Raw genomic sequence first — 22,088 nt, forward strand, 5'->3', positions numbered from 1 at the left:
GGCGAACCCGCCTCACCCCACCACATCCGCCTCCTCCACGACCGCTTCCCCCGCCTCACCATCACCAACGGCTACGGCCCCGCCGAATCCATGGGGTTCACGACGACGCACACCATCGACCCCGCACTCCACTCCCCCGGCCCGGTCCCGATCGGTACGCCGCTCGCCAACAAGTGCGCGTACGTGCTCGACGCGCGGCTCCAGCCGGTCCCGCCCGGTGTGACCGGCGAGCTCTACCTCGCCGGCGACGGCATCGCCCACGGCTACCTCGGCCGACCCGCACTCACCGCCGAACGCTTCGTCCCCCACCCCTACGGACCCCCCGGCACCCGCCTCTACCGCACCGGCGACCAAGCCCACTGGGACACCCACGGCACCCTCCACTACACCGGACGCACCGACACCCAGATCAAGATCCGCGGCTTCCGCGTCGAACCCGGCGAGATCGAGGGCGTGCTCCTCGGGCTCCCAGGGGTGGAGCGGGCGGCCGTCACCGCGTACGAGGCCGGGCCGGCGGACAAGCGGCTCGCCGCATACGTGGTCACCGCCCGGGAGTCCGGCGAGCTGCGGCAGGAGCTGCGCGCGCTGCTCCCGCAGCACATGGTCCCGGCCCATGTGGTCGTCCTGGACCGGCTGCCGCTCACCCCGAACGGCAAGCTCGACACCCGGGCCCTGCCCGCCCCCGCACCGTCCGCCACCGCGGCACCCGGCCGCGCGCCGCGCACCCCGGCGGAGGAGAAGCTGTGCGCCCTCTTCGCCGAGGTGCTGCGCACGGACCAAGTGCCTTCTCCCGACGCCGACTTCTTTGACCTGGGCGGGCACTCGCTGCTCGCCGCCCGGCTCACCGGCCGCATCGGCACCACGTTCGGGGCCCGGCTGACCACCCGGGACGTGTTCCTGCACCCCACCCCGGCCGCGCTGGCCGGACGCCTCACCTCACTGACCGACGCCGCCGCGGCACCCCGGCGGGCCCGTCCCGCCCTGCGCCGCCGCACCTCCTCCTGAACGGAGTACGCCATGACGTACGACATGTCACACGACCACCCGGCTCCCGCGCCCGAGGACGTCGTCTGGGCCATCCCCGGCTCCGCGCCGGCCCGCACCGCGCTGCTGGTCCTGCCGCACGCCGGCGGCAACGCCCACGCCTACGCCGAATGGCGCGACCACCTGCCCGCGGACGTCACCCTGCTGATCGGCCAGTACCCGGGGCGCGGGGCCCGCTTCTCGGAGCCGCTGCCCGAGTCCGTGGACGACCTGGCCGGTCCGGTGGTGGCCGCGCTGCCCGAGGGCACCGAGGACCTGGTGGTGCTGGGGCACAGCATGGGCTCGCTGGTGGCCTTCGAGGTGGTCCGGGCCCTCCGGGCCGCCGGCCGGGCCCCGCGCGCCCTGATCGCCTCGGCCTGCCGGGCCCCGTTCCTGCCCAACCCCAGTCCCGTCCACCCCGAACTCCTGGACGACGAGGCCCTGGTGGCGGCCATCAAGGAGCGCGGCGGCACGGACGACGGCATCCTCGACGAGCCGGAACTGCGGGAGATCATCCTGCCGTCCATCCGCGCCGACTTCGCGATCGACGACGTCTACCGGTGCGCGGAGGAGCGGGTGCGGACCGGCTGCCCGGTGACCGTGATCGGCGGCGACGCGGACCCGATCGTGCCGGTGGAGGCGCTGACCCACTGGGCCGGGGTGACCGACGACGGCTTCGCGATGTCGGTGCTGCCCGGTGGCCACTTCTACTTCCAGGAGCAGCTGCCCGCGTTCTTCGCGCTGGTCAACCCGGTGCTCGACGGCACGGCGGGCGCCCTGGCCGGCGGCGTGCCGGCCGCCCGCGTCGCCTGAGCCGTACGTCCCCTTCTTCCTTCCCCTACCTCAAGGACACGTCTGCCATGACCGCGATCGCCGATACCCCGGCCACCTCCCTCGACGCCGCGCGCGAGCCCGGCAAGCCCGTCGTCGTGACCGCGCCGCCGGTCTCCTCGATGGCCGAGGCCGTCGCCTGGCTCACCGCCCACCGTCCCGCGATCCAGGCGGAGTTGCACCGCTCCGGCGCGGTGCTGCTGCGCGGCCTGCCCGTCGAGGACGCGGCCGGATTCGCCCAGGCCCGCGACGCGCTGATCGAGACCCGCGCCGGCTACAAGGAGAAGGCCACCCCGCGCACCGACTTCGGGGAGGGCGTGTTCTCGTCCACCGACCTGCCGGCGGTGCAGCCGATCCGGCTGCACAACGAGAACAGCTACACGCTGGACTTCCCCGGCGTGCTGCTGTTCGGCTGCGTCACCGCCCCCGAGACGGGCGGCGCCACGACCGTCGGCGACATGCGCGAGGCACTGCGGCAGCTGCCGGCCGAGCTGGTGGAGCGGTTCGAGACGGCCGGCTGGCTGCTGGTGCGCAACTACTCGGAGCTGGCCGGGCTGCCCTGGTACAAGACCTTCGCCACCGAGGACCGGGCGGTCGCCGAGGCGTACTGCGACGAGAACACCGTCGGGTACGAGTGGCTCGACGACGACTCGATGCGCACCCGCCAGCGCCGTTCGGCGATCGTGACGCACCCGGTGACCGGGGAGCGGGTCTGGTTCAACCACTTCGCCTTCTGGAACAGCCGGACCCTGGACGAGGACGTGCGGGAGGTGCTCGTGGAGACCTACGGGGAGGACGGCCTGCCGTTCAACACGTACCTGGGTGACGGCACCCGCCTGACGGACGCCGAGGTCGACGCGGTCAACGCCGTGTACGACCGGGTGACCGTGCGCGAGACCTGGCAGCGGGGCGACCTGATGCTCGTCGACAACATCCTGTGCGCCCACGGCCGCGAGGCCTTCACGGGCGACCGCAAGATCCTCGTCGCGATGGGCGAGCCGGTCTCCCTGGCCGACTGCCGTCCCGCGACCGCCCCTTCGACCGCCCTGCACGGGGAGTGAGCCCGATGACCGCCGTACTTCCCGAGACCTCGGCCGCCCCGATGGGCGGCGCCGTCCCCGTCGCCCCCGCCGACCTCGCCGTCCCCGCCGCCCGGACCGTCCCCGCCGACCTGCTGGACCGCCTGGCGCTGGTGCCGGGCGAGCGGCCCGCCGTGGTGGCCGGGGACCGGAGCCTGGACTTCGACGCGCTGCGCGCCGAGGCCGCCCGTATCGCGGCCCGGCTGGCGGCCCGCGGGATCGGCCCGGAGTCCGTGGTGGCGCTGTGCCTGCCGCGCGGCGCGGACCTGGTGGCCGCGCTGATCGGCACGCTCACCGCGGGGGCCGCGTACCTGCCCGTCGACCCGAAACTGCCGGCCGAGCGCCGCCGCTACCTGGTCGAGGACTCCGGCGCCGACCTGGTGGTGACGGCCGGTGCGGACGACGCGCCGCTCGCGGAGGGCGTGCCGCACCTGCCGGTGGCCGAACTGACCGCGCCCGGGGAGCCGGTAGCGTTCCGGCCGGTGCCCGTGCCCGGCGGGGCCCTCGCATACGTGATCTACACCTCGGGTTCGACCGGCCGCCCCAAGGGCGTGGAGATCGGCAGGGCGGCGGCCGCGGCCCTGCTGGCCGAACTGGAGGGGGCCGGCATCGCGGTCACCGACGGCGGCCGGGTCGGCTGGAACGCCTCGCCGTCCTTCGACGCCTCCGTGCAGCAGTGGGTGCGCATCTGCCGCGGCGACACCCTCGTGATGATCGACGACGAGACGCGGGCCGATCCGGCGCTGCTGGCGCGGCTGGTGGACGAGCAGGCGCTGACCGACCTCGACATCACCCCCTCGCACGCGGACCCGCTGCTGGACCTGATCAGCGAGGACGGCGGGCCGCGCCCGCTGACCCTGCTGGTCGGCGGCGAGGCGGTCGGCCCGGCGCTGTGGCGCCGGATCGTGGAGCGCTCCGAGGCCGGGGTGCTGCGTGCGGTGAACCTGTACGGGCCGACCGAGTGCACGGTCGACGCGACCGCCGGCTGGATCGACGCGGACGAGCCGCCGCACATCGGGGCGGTGCTGCCGGGCCTGCGGATGCGGCTGCTGGACGGCAGGCTGGCGCCCGTCGGCTTCGGCGAGACCGGCGAGCTGTACCTGGCCGGGCCCCGGGTGGGCCGCGGGTACCGGAGGCGGCCGGCGCTGACCGCGGAGCGGTTCGTGGCCGACTCGGAGCCGGGCGCGGCGGACGGGCAGCGGATGTACCGCACGGGCGACCTGTGCCGGCTGCTGCCCGACGGGCGGCTGGTCTACCTGGGGCGGGCGGACGGGCAGGTCAAGCTGCGCGGGCACCGCATCGAGCTGCCGGAGATCGAGGCCGCGGTGGCGGCCTTCCCGGGGGTGGCCGAGGCGGTCGTCGTCGTACGGGACGACCTGAACGGGGCTCCGGGCCTGGTCGCGTACCACCGTTCCGCCGAGGGCGCCGCGGTGGACGAGGGCGCGCTGCGCGAGCGGCTGGCGGCGGGGCTGCCGGCCTACATGGTGCCGGGCGCCTTCGTGGCGGTGGACCGCTTCCCGACCACGCCGAACGGCAAGCTGGACCGGGCGGCGCTGCCCGCTCCGGTGGCCGCGCCGGCCGGGGCCGCGGACGCGGCGGCGGAGACGGGGTCCGGGCTGCAGGGGCCGGTGGAGGAGCTGATCGCCGGCGTGTGGGCGACGGTGCTGGGCGCCTCCCGGATCGGCCCGGACGACAACTTCTTCAAGCTCGGCGGGCACTCGCTGCTGGCCATCAAGCTGGTCTCCCGGGTGCGTTCCGAGCTGTCCGTCGCACTGCCGGTGAAGGCCGTGTACGCCAACCCGCGGCTGCGTGACCTGGCCGCGTTCATCGAGGGGCTGCTGGAGAAATGACGACCATCCCGTTGTCCTACGCGCAGCGGCGGCTGTGGTTCCTGAACCGGCTGGAGGGCCCGTCCGCGACGTACAACGCGCCCGTGGTGCTGCGGCTGGCGGGCGTGCCCGACCGGGCGGCGCTCGACGCGGCGGTACGGGACCTCGCCGGGCGGCACGAGGTGCTGCGCACCGTGTACCCGGCGGTGGACGGCGAGCCGCACCAGCGGGTTCTGGAGGCGCCCGCGCCGGGGAACGGTGTCGAGGTGCGGGCCTGCGGGCCCGGCGAGGTGGCCGCCCTGGTGGCGGAGTTCACCCGGGAGGCCTTCGACATCGCCGGCCAACGGCCGCTCCGGGCGCGGCTGTTCGTGCCGGGCGACGGGAGTTCCACCCTGGTGCTGCTGGTGCACCACGTGGCGACGGACGGCTGGTCCCTGGGGCCGCTGCTGCGGGACCTGTCGGCGGCGTACGGGGCGCGGTGCGCGGGGCGGGCGCCCGGCTGGGAGCCGCTGCCGGTGCAGTACGCGGACTACGCGCTGTGGCAGCGGGAGGTGCTGGGCGACCCGGACGACCCGGAGAGCCTGGCGGCGGAGCAACTGGCCCACTGGAGCGGGGTGCTGGCGGGGCTTCCGCCGGTGACGGAGCTGCCGGCGGACCGGCCGCGGCCGGTGGAGCCCACGCACCGGGGGGCCACGGTGCGGGCGCGGACGGACGCCGGGGTGCGGTCCGGGCTGGCGGCGGTGGCCCGTACCGGCGGGGCGAGCATGTTCATGGTGGTGCGGGCGGCGCTGGCCGTCGCGCTGTCGGCGGCCGGCGCGGGTCCGTCGGTGACCATCGGGACGCCGGTGGCCGGGCGGCCCGAGGAGGACCTGCACGAGCTGGTCGGGTTCTTCGTCAACTCCCTTGCGCTGCCGACGGATCTGTCGGGCGACCCGACGGCCCGGGAGCTGGTGGCGCGGGTACGGGAGGCGGACCTGGCGGCGTACGCGCACGAGGAGCTGCCGTTCGACCTGCTGGTGGAGCGGCTCAACCCGGACCGGGCGCTGGGCCACCACCCGTACTTCCAGGTGATGCTCACGTACGCCGCGGCCGGGGAGGGTCCGGGGCCGGTGCGGCTCGGGGAGCTGGCGGGGCAGGTCGAGGACGCGGACCTGGCGGCGGCGAAGTTCGACCTGACCGCGTACTGCGCGGAGGAGGGCGACGGGCTGGCGCTGGGCCTGCAGTACGCGGAGGACCTGTTCGACGCGGGCACGGCCGAGCTGGTGCTGGAGCTGTGGGTGCGGGCGCTCGCGGCCTTCGCGGAGCGGCCGGAGGCCCGGCTCGGCGAGCTGGCGCTGCTGACCGCCGAGGAGGAGCGGGGGCTCGCCGCGCGGCGGGAGCGGGTGGCGGCGCTGGCCGCGGCAGCCGCCGAGCGGGACCGGGCCGGGGCCGCCGCGCCCGGGCTCAGGACCGGAAGCTCGCCGCGCGAGGAGCTGCTGTGCGGACTCTTCGCCGAGGTGCTGGGCCGCGAGTCGGCCGGCCCGGACGAGAACTTCTTCAGGCTGGGCGGGCACTCCCTGCTGGCCAGCAAACTGGTCAACCGCATCCGGGCCGCGCTCGGTACGGAGGTCGGCATCCGGGACCTGTTCCTCGCACCGACCCCGGCCGGCCTGCACCGCCGGCTCGCCGGGCAGGAGGGGGTCCGGAGCGCGCGGCCCACGCTGACCGCGGTGCCGGAGCGGCCCGAGCGGGTGCCGCTGTCGGCGGCGCAGCGGCGGCTGTGGTTCACCGACCAGCTCCAGGGCCCCGGCTCCGCCTACAACATGCCGCTGGTGGTGCACCTGGACCGGCCGCTGGACGCGGCCGTGCTGCGGGAGGCGCTGGCGGACGTGGCCGGCCGGCACGAGGTGCTGCGCACGGTGTACGGGGCGGTCGGCGGGGAGCCGTACCAGCTGGTGCTGGACGCCTCCGACGAGCGGGCGCGGCCGGTGCTGGAGGTGCGGGAGGGGGCCGACGCGGACGCGGTGTCCTCGTACGCCTTCGACCTGGCCGGCGAGATCCCCTTCCGGGCCTGGCTGCTGGCGCGGGAGGGCGGCGGGCACACGCTGGTGCTGCTCGTGCACCACATCGCCGGGGACGGCTGGTCCAACGGGCTGCTGCTGCGGGACCTCACGCGGGCGTACGCGGCCCGGGCGGGGCGGCGGGCGCCGGAGTGGGAGCCGCTGCCGGTGCAGTACGCGGACTACGCGCTGTGGCAGCGGGAGCTGCTGGGCGACCCGGCCGACCCGGAGAGCCCGGCCGGCCGGCAGCTCGCCCACTGGAAGGGCGTGCTGGCGGGCCTGCCGGGGGTGACGGAGCTGCCCGCAGACCGGCCGCGGCCGGCGGAGCCGAGCCACCGGGGCGGTCTGGTGCGGGCCGCGCTCGGCGCCGGGACGCAGGCCGGCCTGGCGGCGCTGGCGCGGACCGCACGGGCCACGCTGTTCATGACGGCGCGGGCCGCGCTGGCGGCGGCGCTGTCGGCCGCCGGGGCCGGGACCCGGCCGTCCGTCGGCACGGTGGTCGCGGGCCGGGACGACGACGCGCTGCACGAGCTGGTGGGCTTCTTCGTCAACACCCTGGCCCTGCCGGTGGACCTGTCGGGCGACCCGACGGCCGGCGAGCTGGTGGCGCGGGTGCGGGAGGCGGACCTGGCGGCGTACGCGCACGCCGACCTGCCGTTCGACCTGCTGGTGGAGCACCTCAACCCGGACCGGTCGCTGGCCCACCACCCGTACTTCCAGGTGCTGCTCACCGTCGCGGCGGACCCGGAGGAGGAGTCGGTGGCCTTCGCGGGGGCGACCGGCCGGGTGACGACCACGGACCTGGCGGCCGCCAAGTTCGACCTGGCCTTCCACTGCGCCCGCACGGCCGACGGCCTGGACCTGATCCTCCAGTACGCGGAGGACCTGTTCGACGCGGGCACGGCGGAGCTGCTGCTGGAGCTGTACGCGCGGGCGCTCACGGCCTTCGCGGAGCGGCCGGAGGCCCGGCTCGGCGAGCTGACGTTGCTGACGGCGGAGGAGGAGCGGGGGCTCGCCGCGCGGCGGGAGCGGGTGGCGGCGCTGGCCGCGGCAGCCGCCGAGCGGGACCGGGCCGGGGCCGTCGCGCCCGGGCTCCGGACCGGGATCTCGCCGCGCGAGGAGCTGCTGTGCGGACTCTTCGCCGAGGTGCTGGGCCGGGAGTCGGCCGGCCCGGACGAGAACTTCTTCAGGCTGGGCGGGCACTCCCTGCTGGCCAGCAAACTGGTCAACCGCATCCGGGCCGCGCTCGGTACGGAGGTCGGCATCCGGGACCTGTTCCTCGCACCGACCCCGGCCGGCCTGCACCGCCGGCTCGCCGGGCAGGACGGCACGCTCGGGGCCCGGCCGCCGCTGACCGCCGGGGAGCGCCCCGAGCGGGTGCCGCTCTCTCCGGCGCAGCGCCGGCTCTGGTTCGTCGACCAGCTGGAGGGCCCGTCCGCCACGTACAACATCGCGCTGGTGCGCCGGCTGGACCGGCCGCTGGACCCCGCCGCGCTGGCGGCCGCCCTCGCGGACGTGGCGGGCCGTCACGAGGTGCTGCGCACGGTGTACGAGGTGGCGGACGGGGAGCCGTACCAGCGGGTGCTCGACCCCTCGGACGGCCGGGCGCGGCCGGTGCTGGAGTTCCGGGCGGGCGGTCCGGCCGAGGCCGACGCGGCGGCGGCGTACGTCTTCGACCTCGCGGCCGAGATCCCGTTCCGGGCGGCGCTGGTGTCGGAGGACGACGGCGGGCAGATCCTGGTGCTGCTGGTGCACCACATCGCGGGCGACGGCTGGTCCACGGACGTGCTGCAGGACGACCTGGCGCGGGCGTACGCGGCCCGGGCGCAGCGGCGGTCCCCGGAGTGGGAGCCGCTGCCGGTCCAGTACGCCGACTACACGCTCTGGCAGGAGCGGCTCCTCTCCGACGGACTGGAGAAGACCCGGCTCGCGCACTGGGAACGGGCCCTGGCCGGGCTTCCGCCCCTGGTCGAGCCGTCGGACGCCGCGGAACGGCCGGCCGAGCCGAGCCACCGGGGCGGCCTGCTGACCTTCTCCGTGGACGCGGACACGCACCGGCGCCTGGCGCGGGTGGCGCACGCGACGGGCACCACGCTGTTCATGGTGGCGCAGGCCGCGCTGGGCGCGCTGCTGGCCCGGCACGGTGCGGGCACCGACCTGGCGGTCGGCACGACCGTGGCCGGCCGGGAGGACGACGCGCTGCACGGGCTGGTGGGCTTCTTCGTCAACACCCTGGTGCTGCGGACCGACCTGTCCGGCGACCCGACGTGGGCGGAGCTGCTGGGCCGGGTGCGGGAGGCGGACCTGGCGGCGTACGCGCACGCCGAGGTGCCGTTCGACCGGGTCGTGGAGCACCTGAGCCCGCACCGGTCCACCGCGCACCACCCGCTGGTGCAGGTGTTCCTGCAACTGGCCGCGGCGACCACGGGCGCCACGGGTGCGGCCGGTTCGCCGCTGGCCGGGACGCAGCTGCCGGTGGGCGCCACGACGGCCAAGGCGGACCTGACCTTCGCGCTGACCGAAGCCCCGGGCCACGGCGGGCTGTCGGGGGTCCTGGAGTACGCGCGGGACCTGTACGACGCGGACGCCGCGGCACGCCTCGCGGCGGAGCTGACCGGCATCCTCCGGGAGATCGCGGAGGACGTCTCGGGACGGCCCGGCCCGCTGCCGGCGCCCCGCGGCGAGACCGTGGACGGCTACCGGGTGGACCCGGAGCGGGTGGCCCGCGTGCTCTCCGGGCACCCTGCCGTGACGCGGGCCCGGGCGGAGGTGCGCGGGGGCCGGCTGACGGCGTACGTGACGGGGCCGGTCGCGGAGCCGGAGCTGCGCGAGTGGGCCGCGGCCCGGCTGCCGGACTACGCGCTGCCGGGGACGTTCGTGACGGAGGACACCGGCCCGGCTCCGGAGCCCGGGGCGGCCTCCGCCGGCGCCTCGTGGGAGGACCGGCTGAGCGCCCTGTTCACGGAGGTGCTGGAGGGCCGGGAGGTCTCCCGGGAGGACAACTTCTTCCGGGTGGGCGGGCATTCGCTGCTGGCGGTGCGCCTGGTGAACCGGGTGCGGGCCGAGCTGGGCCGGGAGATCACCCTTCGTGAGGTCTTCCGCCACCCCACGGTCGCCTCCCTGGCCGCCCGCCTCGCCGAAGCGACCACGACGCCCGCGGCCCCGCCCCTGACGAAACTCCGCCGCCGGGCGCGGAGTTAGCACACACGCCAACCCACCAACCGCACCCGCACCACGCCGAGGGGCATCGCCAGCCGCACCACGCGGCCGACGATGCCCCTCCGCGCGTCCCGAAGCGCCACCGGCGTGCCCGCACCCCCCCTCTCGCCCACGGCCCCAGTCCCAGCCCCCGCCCAAGCCGCCCCACACCGCCGCACCCCCACCGCCGCCCAACCTGCCTGCCGCACTGCCGGTTGTGCCGGTTCCGCGTTCCTACCGTGGTCGCAGCGAGGGCCGAGTGGCCTCTCCGCCCCACCCCGTCTGGAGGATCTGCGATGCCCTCGACCGACGTACTGGACGGCGGGCCCGCCGTGCGCCCGGCGCCCCCGGCGCTGGAGCGGATCACCGCCCGGGTCGCCGAGGACCCGGAGCGGACCGCCCTGGTGCACGGCGAGACCCGGATGAGTTACGGAGAGCTGGCGCTGGCCGTCGCCTTCCGTGCCGACGAGCTGGCCGCGGCCGGTGCGGGGCCCGGGCGCCTGGTGGCCCTGCACCGGCGCCGCGGGGTGGACGCGGTGGTCAGCCTGCTGGCGGTGCTGCGGACCGGTGCCGCGTACCTGCCGCTCGACCCGGACGCCCCGGCCGCCCGCAACGCCGCGATCCTGCGCGACGCGGCCGGCGAGGTGCCCGTGCCGTCCGGCGAGCGGGACCTGGTGCTGCCGGCCCGGGAGGACATCGTCCCCGGCGACGCGTACGTCATCTACACCTCCGGCTCCACCGGCACCCCCAACGGCGTGGTCGTCGGCCACGACGCCCTCGCCCACTTCGTCGCGGGGGCCACGGAGACGTACGGGATCGGCGCCGACGACGTGGTCCTGCAGTTCGCGCCGCTGCACTTCGACGCCAGCGTCGAGGAGGTGTTCCTGACCCTGGGCGCCGGCGCCACGCTGGTGCTGCGCGACGACGAGATGCTCGACGTGCCGGGGCTGCTGGACGGCTGCGCCCGGCACGGGATCACCGTGCTGGACCTGCCGACCGCGTACTGGCACGAGCTGGCCCACGCCGTCTCCGCCGGCCTGGCCGGCCTGCCCGCCGCGCTGCGGACCGTCGTGATCGGCGGGGAGGCGGCGCTGCCGGAGCGGGTGGCGCAGTGGTCGCGGGCGGCGGGTGCCGTGCGGCTGCTCAACACGTACGGTCCCACCGAGGCCACCGTGGTCGCCACCGTCGCCGACCTGTCGGGGTACACCGGGGGCCCGGTGCCCATCGGCCGGCCCCTGCCGGGGGTGCGTGCGGCCGTGGTGGACGGTGAACTGTGGCTGCTGGGCGGCGGGTTGGCGCGGGGCTACCTCGGGCGGCCGGAGCTGACGGAGCGTCGGTTCACCGCCCTGGACGGGGAGCGCGCCTACCGGACCGGGGACCTGGTGACCGTACGGGAGGACGGGCAGCTGGGCTTCCGGGGCCGGTCCGACGACGAGGTGAAGGTCAACGGCCACCGGGTGGACCCGGCGTCCGTGGAGTCGGTGCTCTCGGCGCACCCGGCGGTCCGCGAGGCGGCCGTGGTGGCGCAGCGGCCCGCGGAGGGCGTCGTCCGGCTGGTGGCCTTCGTGGTGGCGGACGGGGCGACGGCGGCGGAGCTGCGGGCGCATGTGCGGGCCGAGTTGCCGCCGGCCGCCGTGCCGGGCGCCTTCGGTCTGGTCGCGGCGCTGCCGCGGACCGCGTCCGGCAAGATCGACCGCCGGCTGCTGCGGGACGCGGTCCCGCAGGAGCGGGACGCGGCGCCGGCGCGGGAGGCCGCGCCCGCCTTCGAGCCGCCGGCCGAGGAGGACCGGGTCCCGCTGTCGTACGCGCAGCGCAGGCTGTGGTTCCTGGCCGCCCTGGAGGGGCCATCGGCGAGCTACAACGCGCCGTTCGTGCTGCGGCTGGACGGGGTGCCGGACCGGGCCGCGCTGGCCGCGGCGCTGGCCGACGTGGCGGAGCGGCACGAGGTGCTGCGGACCGTCTACCCGGCGCCGGCGGGCGGCGAGCCGTACCAGCACGTGCTGGAGTCGGTGGAGGTGCCGCTGGAGGTGCACGCGTGCGGGGCCGGCGAGGTGGCCGCGCGGGCCGCCGCGGCCTGCGCGTACGCCTTCGACGTGGCGCGCGAACTCCCGGTGCGGGCATCCCTGTTCACGACCGGGGACGGTGCGGCCACGCTGGTGCTGCTGGTGCACCACATCGCCACCGACGGCTGGTCCGTACGGCCCCTGCTGCGCGACCTCGACCAGGCCTACCGGGCGCGGCTGGCGGGCGAGCAGCCGGGCTGGGAGCCGCTGCCGGTGCAGTACGCCGACTACACGCTGTGGCAGCACGAGCTGCTGGGCGACCCCGAGGACCCGGACGGCCTGGCGGGCCGGCAGCTGGCGCACTGGCGGGCGGCCCTGGACGGCATGGCGCAGGAGGCGGCCCTGCCCTTCGACCGGCCGCGGCCGGCCGAGCCGAGCGGGGCGGGGAAGACGCTGGTCGGGCGGGTGGACGCGGAGACGCACCGGCGGCTGGCGGAGGTCGGCGCCGAGCACGGCGCGAGCTCCCTGATGGTCTTCCAGACGGCCCTGGGCCTGGCCCTGGCGGCGGTGGGGGCGGGCGACGACCTCGGGATCGGCACACCGGTGGCGGGCCGCGGCGACGAGGCGCTCGACGAGCTGGTCGGCTTCTTCGTGAACACGCTGGTGCTGCGCACGGACGTGTCGGGCGGGCCCGGCGGCGCCTCGTTCGGGGAGCTGGTGGAGCGGGTCAGGGACGCCGACCTGGCCGCGTACGCCCATCAGGAGCTGCCCTTCGACCTGCTGGTGGAGCGGCTGAGCCCGCGGCGCTCGCTGGCGCTGAACCCGTTCTTCCAGGTGATGCTGACGGTCCAGCAGGAGGACGGCACCGAGGAGGGCTCGGAGCGCGGGGCCGGGGTCCCGCTGGGCGAGCTGCGCGGCCGGTTCGCCGAGACCGGCCTGGCGGCGGTCAAGTTCGACCTGAGCCTGTCGTGCGTGGAGCGGCGCGACGCCGCGGGCGTGCCGGCGGGGGTCGAGGTGTGGTGCGAGTACGCCGAGGACCTGTTCGACGAGGAGACCGGCCGGCTGCTGCTCGACCTGTACGTACGGACGCTCGCGGCCTGCGCCGCGCGGCCCGGGGAGCGCCCGGACCCGGCGGAGCTGCTGGGCGCGGACGCGGAGGGTCTGGCGGCCCGGCGCGAGCGGCTCGTGGAGGCGGCGGGCCGTTCCGGCGCCGGCCGGGGCGGTACGGCCGGGGGCGACCCGGCGGGGGACGGCGACGGGACCGCCCGTCCCGGTACGGTGCGCGGTGCGTCCGGCCCGGCGGCCGTCACGGAGATCCTGTGCGGGCTGTTCGCCGAGGTGATCGGCCGGGACCGGGTGGGCCCGGAGGACGACTTCTTCGCGGTCGGCGGCCACTCGATGATGGGCATCCGGCTGGTCAACCGCATCCGCGCGGTCCTCGGCCTGGAGGCCCGCATCCGGGACCTGTTCATCGCGCCCACGCCGGCCTCGCTGGCCCGGCACCTGACCGGCCGTGCGGCGCCCGCGGCCCGGCCCGCGCTGGTGCCGGCCGAGCGGCCCGAGCCGGTGCCGCTGTCGTACGCGCAGCGCCGGCTGTGGTTCATCGACCAGCTGGAGGGGCCGAGCCGCTCGTACAACATCCCCTTCGCGCTCCGCCTCGACCGGCCGCTGGACCCGGCGGTGCTGGCCGACGCGCTGGCCGACGTGGCCGCGCGGCACGAGGTGCTGCGGACCGTGTACCCGGTGGTCGACGGGCGGCCGTACCAGAGCGTGCTGGAGTCGGCGCGGCCGGCGCTGGGCGTGGTGCGGACCACTCCGGAGAACCTGGCGGCGGCGATCGACGCGGCCACCGGGCACGTCTTCGACCTGGCCCGGGAGATCCCGTTCCGCGCCTGGCTGCTGGAGGCCGGGCCGGCGGAGGGGCAGGTCCTGGTGCTGCTGGTGCACCACATCGCGGCGGACGGCTGGTCCACGGCACCGCTGCTGGCCGACCTCGCCGAGGCCTGCCGGGCGCGGGCGGGGGGTGCCGCGCCGGAGTGGGAGCCGCTGCCGGTGCAGTACGCCGACTACGCGCTCTGGCAGCGGGAGCTGCTGGGCGCGGCCGACGAGCCGGGCGGCGAACTGGCCCGGCACCTGGAGTTCTGGAAGGAGCGGCTGGCCGGGGCGCCGCCGGTGTTGGAGGTGACCGGGGCGCGGACGCGTCCGGCGGAGGCCTCGCACCGGGGCGCGGGGACGGCGTTCGCCCTGGACGCGGAGACGCACCGGGCGCTGGCCCGGCTGGCGCAGGAGCGCGGGGTCACGCTGTTCATGGTGGTGCAGGCGGCGCTGGCGGCCGTGCTGACCCGGCACGGGGCGGGTACGGACCTGCCGCTGGGCACGGTGGTGGCGGGCCGGGACGACGAGGCGCTGGACCGGCTGGTGGGGTTCTTCGTGAACACGCTGGTGCTGCGGTGCGACACCTCGGGCGACCCGACGTTCGGGGAGCTGCTGGCCCGGGTCCGGGACACGGACCTGGCGGCGTACGCGCACCAGGAGCTGCCGTTCGACCAGTTGGTGGAGCACCTCAACCCGCAGCGGTCCACCGCCCACCACCCGCTGGTGCAGGTGGTGCTCCAGGTGCACCCGGCCGAGCCGGCGGGCGACGGGGACTCGCCGCTGGCGGGCACGCCGGTGGCGTTCGACAGCGGGTTCACGAAGTTCGACCTGACGGTGCAGCTGTGGGAGGCCGAGGACGCGGCGGGCGGCCCGGCGGGCCTGTCCGGGGTGCTGGAGTACGCGACCGACCTGTACGACGCCCCGGTGGCCGCGCTGCTGGCGGAGCACCTGTGCCGGGTCCTGCGGGCGGCCGCGGCCGACCCGGAGGTGGCGATCGGTGACGTCCGGCTGCTGGACGCGGCCGAGGAGCACCGGCTGCTGACGGCGTACAACGACACGGCCACCCCGGCGGCCCCCTGCGGGCTGGTGCACGAGGTGTTCGCGGCGCGGGCCCGCCGTACCCCGGACGCGCCGGCCGTGTCGTACGGGGACGAGACCCTGACGTACGCGGAGCTGGACGCGCGGGCCAACGTGCTGGCGCACCGGCTGCTGGCGGCGGGGGTGGGCCGGGACGACGCGGTCGGGGTGCTGATGGACCGCACCCCGCACCTGCCGGCCGCGGCGCTGGCGGTGCTCAAGTGCGGTGCGGCGTACGTCCCGCTGGATCCGCGGCTGCCGGACGCCCGGGTGCGGATGGTGATGGAGGACGTGGCGGCGTCTGTGCTGCTGACGCAGGAGGCGCACCTGGAGTCGGCGCCGGTCCGGCAGGAGCGGGCGCACGGCGTCCGGGTGCTGACGGCCGACTCCCCGGCCCCCGGGGGCACCCCGGAGCACGACCCGGGGATCGAGGTGGGCGAGGACGCGCTGATGTACGTGATGTTCACCTCGGGCTCCACCGGGCGGCCCAAGGGCGTGGGCGTGACCCACCGCAACGTGGTGGAGCTGGCCGCCGACCGGTGCTGGGACATGGCCAACCACCGCCGGATGCTGGTCCATTCGGCGATCGGGTTCGACGCCTCGACGTACGAGCTGTGGGTGCCGCTGCTGGGCGGGGGAGAGCTGGTCGTGGCTCCGGGCGACGGCACGGACGTGGCCGAGCTGGACGCGGTGGTCCGCGAACGCGGCGTGACGGCCGCCTACTTCACCATGGGCCTGTTCCACGTCATGGCCGACGAAGGCCTGGAGACGCTGAAGCTGCTGCGGGAGGTGTGGACGGGCGGTGACGTGGCCTCGCCGGCGGCCCTGCAGCGGGTGCTGGACCACTGCCCGGACACGGTGCTCGTGCACTCGTACGGGCCGACCGAGACCACCTTCGCCTCGCACCACCAGCGCTTCGAGACCTCCGAGCGGGAGCTGCCCGGCGTGTTCCTGGGCGCGGCGATGGACAACACCCGGATCCACGTGCTGGACGAGCGGCTGCGGCCGGTGCCGGTGGGCGTGCCGGGCGAGATGTACATCGCCGGCTCGCACGTGGCGCGCGGCTACGTCGGCCGGCCGGGGCTGACGGCGGAGCGGTTCGTGGCCGACCCGTTCGGCGCGGACGGCGGGCGGATGTACCGGACCGGCGACCTGGTGCACTGGACGCCCGGCGGCGAACTGCGGTTCATCGGGCGGGCGGACGGCCAGGTCAAGCTGCGCGGCTTCCGGATCGAGCCGGGCGAGATCGAGGCGACGCTGGCCCGGCACCCGTGCGTGGGCCAGGCGGCGGTGGTGGTCTTCGAGGACCGCCCGGGCGACAAGCGCCTCGTCGCGTACGTGGTCCCGCGCGCCGGCGGCGGCGGGGTGGACCGGGACGCCCTGGTGGCCTGGGCGGCAGAGGAGCTTCCGGAGCACATGGTGCCGGCCGCGCTGACGGTCCTGGACGCGATCCCGCTGACGGTGAACGGCAAGCCCGACCGGGCGGCGCTGCCGGCGCCCGAGCTGCGGGCGGCGTCCTCGGGGCGGCGGCCGCGCAACCCGCGCGAGGAGGTGCTGTGCGGGCTGTTCGCGGAGATCCTGGGGCTGCCCGAGGTGGGCATCGACGACAACTTCTTCGCCCTGGGCGGGCATTCGCTGCTCGGAGTGCGGCTGGTGAGCCGGATGCGGACGGTGCTGGGCGTCGAGCGCGGGGTGCGGGACCTGTTCCGCACCCCGACGGTGGCGGGCCTGCTGGGCGGGGACGGCCAGGAGGGCGGCGAGTTCGACCCGATGGGCGTGCTGCTGCCGCTCAGCACGCGGGGCACGCAGCTGCCGCTGTTCTGCATCCACCCGGGTACGGGCGTGGGCTGGCCGTACGCCGGCCTGGCCCAGCACCTGGGGCCCGACCAGCCGCTGTACGCGATCCAGGCGCGGGCCCTGAGCGAGCCCGGCCACTCGCCGGCGAACGTCGAGGAGATGGCGGAGGACTACCTGGAGCGGATCCGGCAGGTGCAGCCCTGGGGCCCGTACCGCTTCCTCGGCTGGTCCTTCGGCGGCACCGTGGCGCACGCCCTGGCCGCCCGGCTCGCGGAGCTGGGCGAGCGCACCGAGCTGATCGCGATGATGGACGTGCACCTGCTGCCGACCGAGCCGGTCCGGCGGGCCATGACCCCGGCGCAGAAGCGGGACATGCTGGTGGGCGACACGGACGAGCCCGAGGACGCGCCGTTCGACGTGGGCGCCCTGATCGAGCTGGTCCGGGCGCAGGATCCGGTGCTCGGCGGGTTCTCCGACGAGGAGATCACCTCGGTGATCGGGGCCTCGGTCAACCACGCCGAGATCATGAACCTGTACGCGCCGCGCCGGGTCGCCACCGACCTGCTGTTCTTCTCGGCGACGGAACCGGGCGTGCCGACGGACGCCCTGGTGACCAACTGGATTCCGTACGTCGACGGTGCCGTGGAGAACCACGTCGTCGACTCCATTCACACGAGAATGGGCGAGCCGGAACCGCTCGCCCGAATCGGACGCGCACTTTCCGAGAAATTGCAGACCCTTTCCCGCACCCGCGAGAATTACCCGACGAGGAGCCAGTGATGACCAATCCTTTCGATGACAACGAGGGCACGTTCTACGTCCTGGTGAACGAGGAGGGCCAGCACTCGCTGTGGCCCGGCTTCGCCGAGGTCCCGGCCGGCTGGGAGATCGCCCGAGGTGAGGGCAGCCGGGCCGAGGCGGTGTCGTACGTCGAGGAGCACTGGACGGACATCCGGCCGAAGAGTCTCGTCGCGCAGTACGCCTGATCCCACATCCCCGGTAAATCATTTTGCGGGCCGTGTCCGCGGCGCTTTCACAGCGCCGCGGACACGGCTTTTCCATTTCCCGCCGGCGGACCGGCACTTCCGGCAATCTGCCGCTCCAACTACCCCTCCCATTCCGGCCCTCCGCCGATAATTCCATCATGCGACGAGGGATTTTGAAGATTCTGCTGAGCGGCACGGCATCGGATTCCCACACCTGGAACCTGGTCTACCTGCAGCTCTTCCTGGAGGAGCTGGGGCACCGGGTCGTCAACCTCGGCCCCTGTGTCCCGGGCGATCTGCTGGCCGCGGCCTGCCACGAGCACGCCCCGGACCTGCTGGTCATCAGCAGCGTCAACGGCCACGGCTACCGGGACGGGCTGACCGCCGTGGCCCGGGTGCGCCGCGAGCCGGGACTGGCGGCCCTGCCCGTGGTGATCGGCGGAAAGCTCGGGGTCGCCGGGGTCAGGGACCCGGCCGCCGCGGCGCGGCTCACCGCCGCGGGCGTCGACCGGGTCTTCGACGACGGGGACGTGACGGCACTGCGCGGCTACGTCGGCACGCTGGCGGGGGACCGCTCCCCCGCCCGGGTGCCGGCATGACCGCCGGGACCCTCACCGTGCCGGCCCCGGCCGGCGGCGCCGGGACCCTGGAGGCCCCGTCCTTCGGCGGGTTCGTGGCCGCGGCGGCCGCCGGGGGGCGGCTGGTGGTCCAGCCCCGGATGGGCTTCTCCGACCCGGCCCTGATGCGGGCCGGACTGGCCGCCACCCGGGGGGCCGCCGCCACCTCCGTCGGCACCCTGACCATCGACAGCTACACCCGGGTCGGCGACCAGGCGGCGGCCCGGGCCTGCCTCGCGGAGGGGGTGCCGCTCAACGGCTACCCCATCGCCACCCACCCCGGGCACGAGACCCGGGCCCTGCTCGACGGGGTGCTGGACGCGTCGTTCCCGGTTCAGGTCCGGCACGGCTCGTCCCGCCCCGAGGCGATCATCCGGGCACTGGCCGCGGCCGGCCTGGACGCCACGGAGGGCGGCCCGGTCTCGTACTGCCTGCCCTACGGCCGCACCCCGCTCGCCGAGTCGGTGGACAACTGGGCACGCGGCTGCGAGCTGCTGGCCGCCCTGGTGCCCGCCCCGCGGGTGCCGCACCTGGAGACGTTCGGCGGCTGCATGCTGGGGCAGCTCTGCCCGCCCGGCCTGCTGGTCGCCCTCAGCCTGCTGGAGGGGCTGTTCTTCACCCGGCACGGCATCCGCAGCGTCTCGCTGAGCTACGCGCAGCAGACCGACCCGGGCCAGGACGCGGAGGCGGTACGGGCGCTGCGCCGGCTCGCGGCCGAGTTCCTGCCGCCCGAAGTGGACCGGCACGTCGTGCTCTACACGTACATGGGCGTCTACCCGCGCACCCCGCGGGGGGCGGTCCGGCTGCTGGAGGCCTCGGCGCGGCTGGCGGTCCGGGCCGGCGCCGCCCGGCTGATCGTGAAGACGGCCGCGGAGGCGCACCGGATCCCGACCGTCGCGGAGAACGTACGCGCCCTGGAGACGGCGGCGGCCACCGCGGCCCTCACCGAACGGCCGCCGGGGGACGACGAGTTCGCCGACAGCGAGGTGTACGCGGAGGCGCGGGCCCTCGTGGAGGCGACGCTCTCCCTCTCCCCCGACCCGGGCCGGGCCCTGCGCACCGCGTTCGCCCGGGGCCACCTCGACGTCCCGTACTGCCTGCACCCGGACAACGCGGGCCGGTCCCGCAGCTTCGTGGACCGGGACGGGCGGCTGCGCTGGTCGGCGGCCGGGGCCATGCCGGTCGCGCCGTCGGCGGTGACCGGAGGACGCACCGCGATGACCGCGGACCGGCTGCTCGCGGCGGTGCACGGCGTCGCCACCCGCTTCGACCGAGAGACCACTTCACCGACGGATTCAGGGAGTTGACCATGCAGGAGTCGTACGAGGACCAGACCGGCGGCCAGGCCGGCGGCCAGGGCAGGGGTCGGCGCGGGGACCGGGCCGAGGACCTGGCCGCGGGACCGCTGCCACTGGGCGCCCACCTGCGCTCGCCCCGGCTGCGGGCGGCGATGCTCGTCCAGCAGGAGGCGCTGTTCGCGGCCCGCGCGTTCCTGCGCGGCGAGGGCTTCACGGAACTGCTGCCGCCGCTGGTGGGCCCGGTCACGGACCCGGGCGGGCGCGGCGCCAAAGCGCTGGACGTGGACTACTACGGGCACCCGTACAAGCTGATGACCAGCGCGATCCTGTACAAGCAGGCCTCGCTGCGCGGCTTCCCGAAGCTGTTCTACATCGCGCCGAACGTGCGGGTGGAGCCGCCGGAGACCGCGGGCACCGGCCGGCACCTGGTGGAGTTCCATCAGATCGACGTGGAGCTGGCGGGCGGCAGCCGCCGCGACGCCCAGGAGGTCGCGGCGGGACTGCTGACGCACGTGGTGCGGCACGTCTGGGCTGCCGTGCCGGAGGTTCTGCGCGAACTCGGCCGCGACGAGCTGGTCTTCGCCGAGCTGCTGGCCGGGAAGTTCGACACCTGCACGCACGGGGAGGCGGTGGCGCGGCTGGCCGGCCGGGGTCACGCGCAGAGCCCGGACGCGGAGATCGACTGGGCGGGCGAGCGGCTGCTGTCCCTGGAGGCGGACCGGCCGTTCTTCATCGAGGACTACCCCAAGGGCTCCCGCGGCTTCTACGACCGCGAGGACCCCGAACGCCCGGGCGTGCTGCGGAACTTCGACCTCATCGCGCACGGCGGCTACGGCGAGCTGGTCAGCGGCAGCGAGCGCGAGTCGGACTACGCGACGATCGTCACCCGGATGCGGGAGAGCGGCGAGAACCCGGCCAAGTACGCCTGGTACCTCGACCTGGCCCGCGAGGGCATCCCGGCCAGCGCCGGCTTCGGCATGGGCGTGCAGCGGCTGGTGCGCTACCTGACGGGGCTCGACGCCCTCTGGCAGGTCAGCGCGTACCCGAAGCTCCCCGGGGTGGTGGCGCCGTGAGCGGGCTGCGGGCGGCCGGGTTCCCCGAGCACGAGGTGCGCGCGCGGGCCCGGAACGGTACGGCGGAGGTGTTCCCCGCGCCCGGCGCGTACGGCGAGGAGCTGTTCGGGGCGCGCGAGACGCACGCGTACGACGAGCTGGACCGGGCGCGGCTGGCGCCGCCGGTGTTCATGCCGCTGCGCCTGGAGAAGCTGATCGAGCTGGGCCGCGAGCCGGGGTACGCGGACGTGGACCTGCGCACCGGCATCGGCGGGTTCTCCGCCGAACTACCCCTGTACCTCTCGGCGTTCGGGTCGACCCGGGCCGGCAGCGGCGACCTCGGGACGGCCGCCTCCCGCCAGGCCGCGCGGCTGGGCATCCCGATGGTGATCGGCGAGAACATGGTGCCGGTGCACGGCTACCGGCGCGGGGACGGGGCCGTCCGCTCGGCGCTGCTCGCGCGGATCGCCGCGTACACGGAGGAACTGCCCGACGGGGTGGGCGGCGTCGTGGTGCAGCAGTCCACGGAGGACGCCGACTCGGAGGTGTGGAACCTCGTCTACAGCGACCCGGGGACCCGGCCGCTGCTGGAATCCGGGCGGCTGGCGTTCGAGCTGAAGACCGGGCAGGGCGCGAAGCCCGGGCTCGGCGGGATGACCGTGGTCGGCGCGGCGGAGGCGGAGCGGCTGGCCGGGCGGTTCGACGTGCGGGAGGTCTTCGGGGAGGACTCGGAGCACCGGCTGCGCTGCGCCACGGCCGGGACCTTCACGCAGGAGATCGTGCGCCAGCAGCTGCGGTTCATGCGGAACAACTTCCCCAAGGCCAGGACCTGGGTGAAGTTCCACCCGGGCCGGGACGTGGCGGACGCCGCGGCGACGGCCTGGGCGGCCGGCGCGGACGCGGTGACGGTGGACGGCGCGGAGGGCGGCACCGGCTGGGCGCCCCGGGTCTTCCTGGACCAGGTCGGGCTGAGCCTCGCGGAGTGCCTGCACCGGATCGGGCGGCCGGCGGGCTGTCTGCTGGCCTCGGGCCGGATCTGGGAGGGCGGGCGCGCGGTGCGCGCGCTGGCCCTGGGCGCCCGGGCGGTGGGCCTGGGCCGGGCGGCCCTGATCGCCGTGGACGAGGATCCCGAGGCGGGCCTGGTCCGGCTGGCCGAGGCGCTGGCGCTGGAACTCCGCCTGCTGACGGGCGCGCTCGGCAAGTACCGCACGGACGCGCTGGACCCGGCGGACCTGTGGTGGCCGGGCACCCCCGCCGTACCGCCCCGGGCGGCCGTTCCGGAGGGGGAGGGCGCGGCGGGCCACGCCGCCCCCGCACAGACGGGAAGCGCACCGTGACCCGGCGCACCGCGCCCGGGCCGGCCGGGGCCTGCCGGGGCGCGTCC

Annotated in this window: 11 protein-coding genes; all 11 read left to right on the forward strand. The window is 75.9% G+C overall.

Features of this window, described 5'->3' with window-relative positions; all coding sequences use genetic code 11:
- Positions 1–1,005, forward strand: a 1,005-nt coding sequence (locus tag ACIF6F_RS29695) for an AMP-binding protein (protein ID WP_399953533.1), incomplete at its 5' end; no start/stop codon positions are given.
- A 12-nt stretch (positions 1,006–1,017) separates the two neighbouring features.
- Positions 1,018–1,836, forward strand: a complete 819-nt coding sequence (locus ACIF6F_RS29700) for a thioesterase II family protein (protein ID WP_399953538.1) — start codon at positions 1,018–1,020, stop codon at positions 1,834–1,836.
- Between the two features lie 47 nt (positions 1,837–1,883).
- Positions 1,884–2,915 carry a TauD/TfdA family dioxygenase gene (locus tag ACIF6F_RS29705; protein ID WP_399953541.1) on the forward strand — a complete coding sequence of 344 codons (1,032 nt, stop codon included), beginning with the start codon at positions 1,884–1,886 and terminating at the stop codon, positions 2,913–2,915.
- 5 nt (positions 2,916–2,920) lie between these two features.
- Entirely contained in the window at positions 2,921–4,783 is a 1,863-nt protein-coding gene (locus ACIF6F_RS29710; RefSeq protein WP_399953546.1) for an amino acid adenylation domain-containing protein, read from the forward strand.
- Positions 4,780–10,002, forward strand: a complete 5,223-nt coding sequence (locus tag ACIF6F_RS29715) for a condensation domain-containing protein (RefSeq protein ID WP_399953551.1) — start codon at positions 4,780–4,782, stop codon at positions 10,000–10,002. Before ACIF6F_RS29710 ends, ACIF6F_RS29715 begins: the two co-directional genes overlap by 4 nt.
- A gap of 293 nt (positions 10,003–10,295) precedes the next feature.
- On the forward strand, positions 10,296–17,531 hold the full coding sequence (locus tag ACIF6F_RS29720; RefSeq protein WP_399953554.1) for an amino acid adenylation domain-containing protein: 7,236 nt from the start codon (positions 10,296–10,298) through the stop codon (positions 17,529–17,531).
- The gene (locus ACIF6F_RS29725; protein WP_399953557.1) at positions 17,531–17,737 is read left to right on the forward strand and encodes an MbtH family protein; all 207 of its coding nucleotides are present in this window, start codon (positions 17,531–17,533) and stop codon (positions 17,735–17,737) included. Before ACIF6F_RS29720 ends, ACIF6F_RS29725 begins: the two co-directional genes overlap by 1 nt.
- A 158-nt stretch (positions 17,738–17,895) precedes the next feature.
- On the forward strand, positions 17,896–18,336 hold the full coding sequence (locus ACIF6F_RS29730) for a cobalamin B12-binding domain-containing protein (RefSeq protein ID WP_399953560.1): 441 nt from the start codon (positions 17,896–17,898) through the stop codon (positions 18,334–18,336).
- A complete protein-coding gene (locus ACIF6F_RS29735; protein WP_399953563.1) occupies positions 18,333–19,661 on the forward strand; it encodes a methylaspartate mutase in 1,329 nt (442 codons plus the stop codon). The genes ACIF6F_RS29730 and ACIF6F_RS29735 overlap by 4 nt, the downstream gene beginning before the upstream one ends.
- A gap of 143 nt (positions 19,662–19,804) precedes the next feature.
- The gene (locus tag ACIF6F_RS29740; protein ID WP_399953834.1) at positions 19,805–20,725 is read left to right on the forward strand and encodes an asparagine synthetase A; all 921 of its coding nucleotides are present in this window, start codon (positions 19,805–19,807) and stop codon (positions 20,723–20,725) included.
- Positions 20,722–22,041 carry a glutamate synthase-related protein gene (locus ACIF6F_RS29745; protein WP_399953566.1) on the forward strand — a complete coding sequence of 440 codons (1,320 nt, stop codon included), beginning with the start codon at positions 20,722–20,724 and terminating at the stop codon, positions 22,039–22,041. The genes ACIF6F_RS29740 and ACIF6F_RS29745 overlap by 4 nt, the downstream gene beginning before the upstream one ends.
- The last annotated feature ends 47 nt before the right edge of the window (positions 22,042–22,088 follow it).

Origin of the sequence: Streptomyces sp. NPDC086023 (genome assembly GCF_044540325.1) — a bacterium.
In the GTDB taxonomy this organism is placed as follows: Bacteria; Actinomycetota; Actinomycetes; order Streptomycetales; family Streptomycetaceae; genus Streptomyces.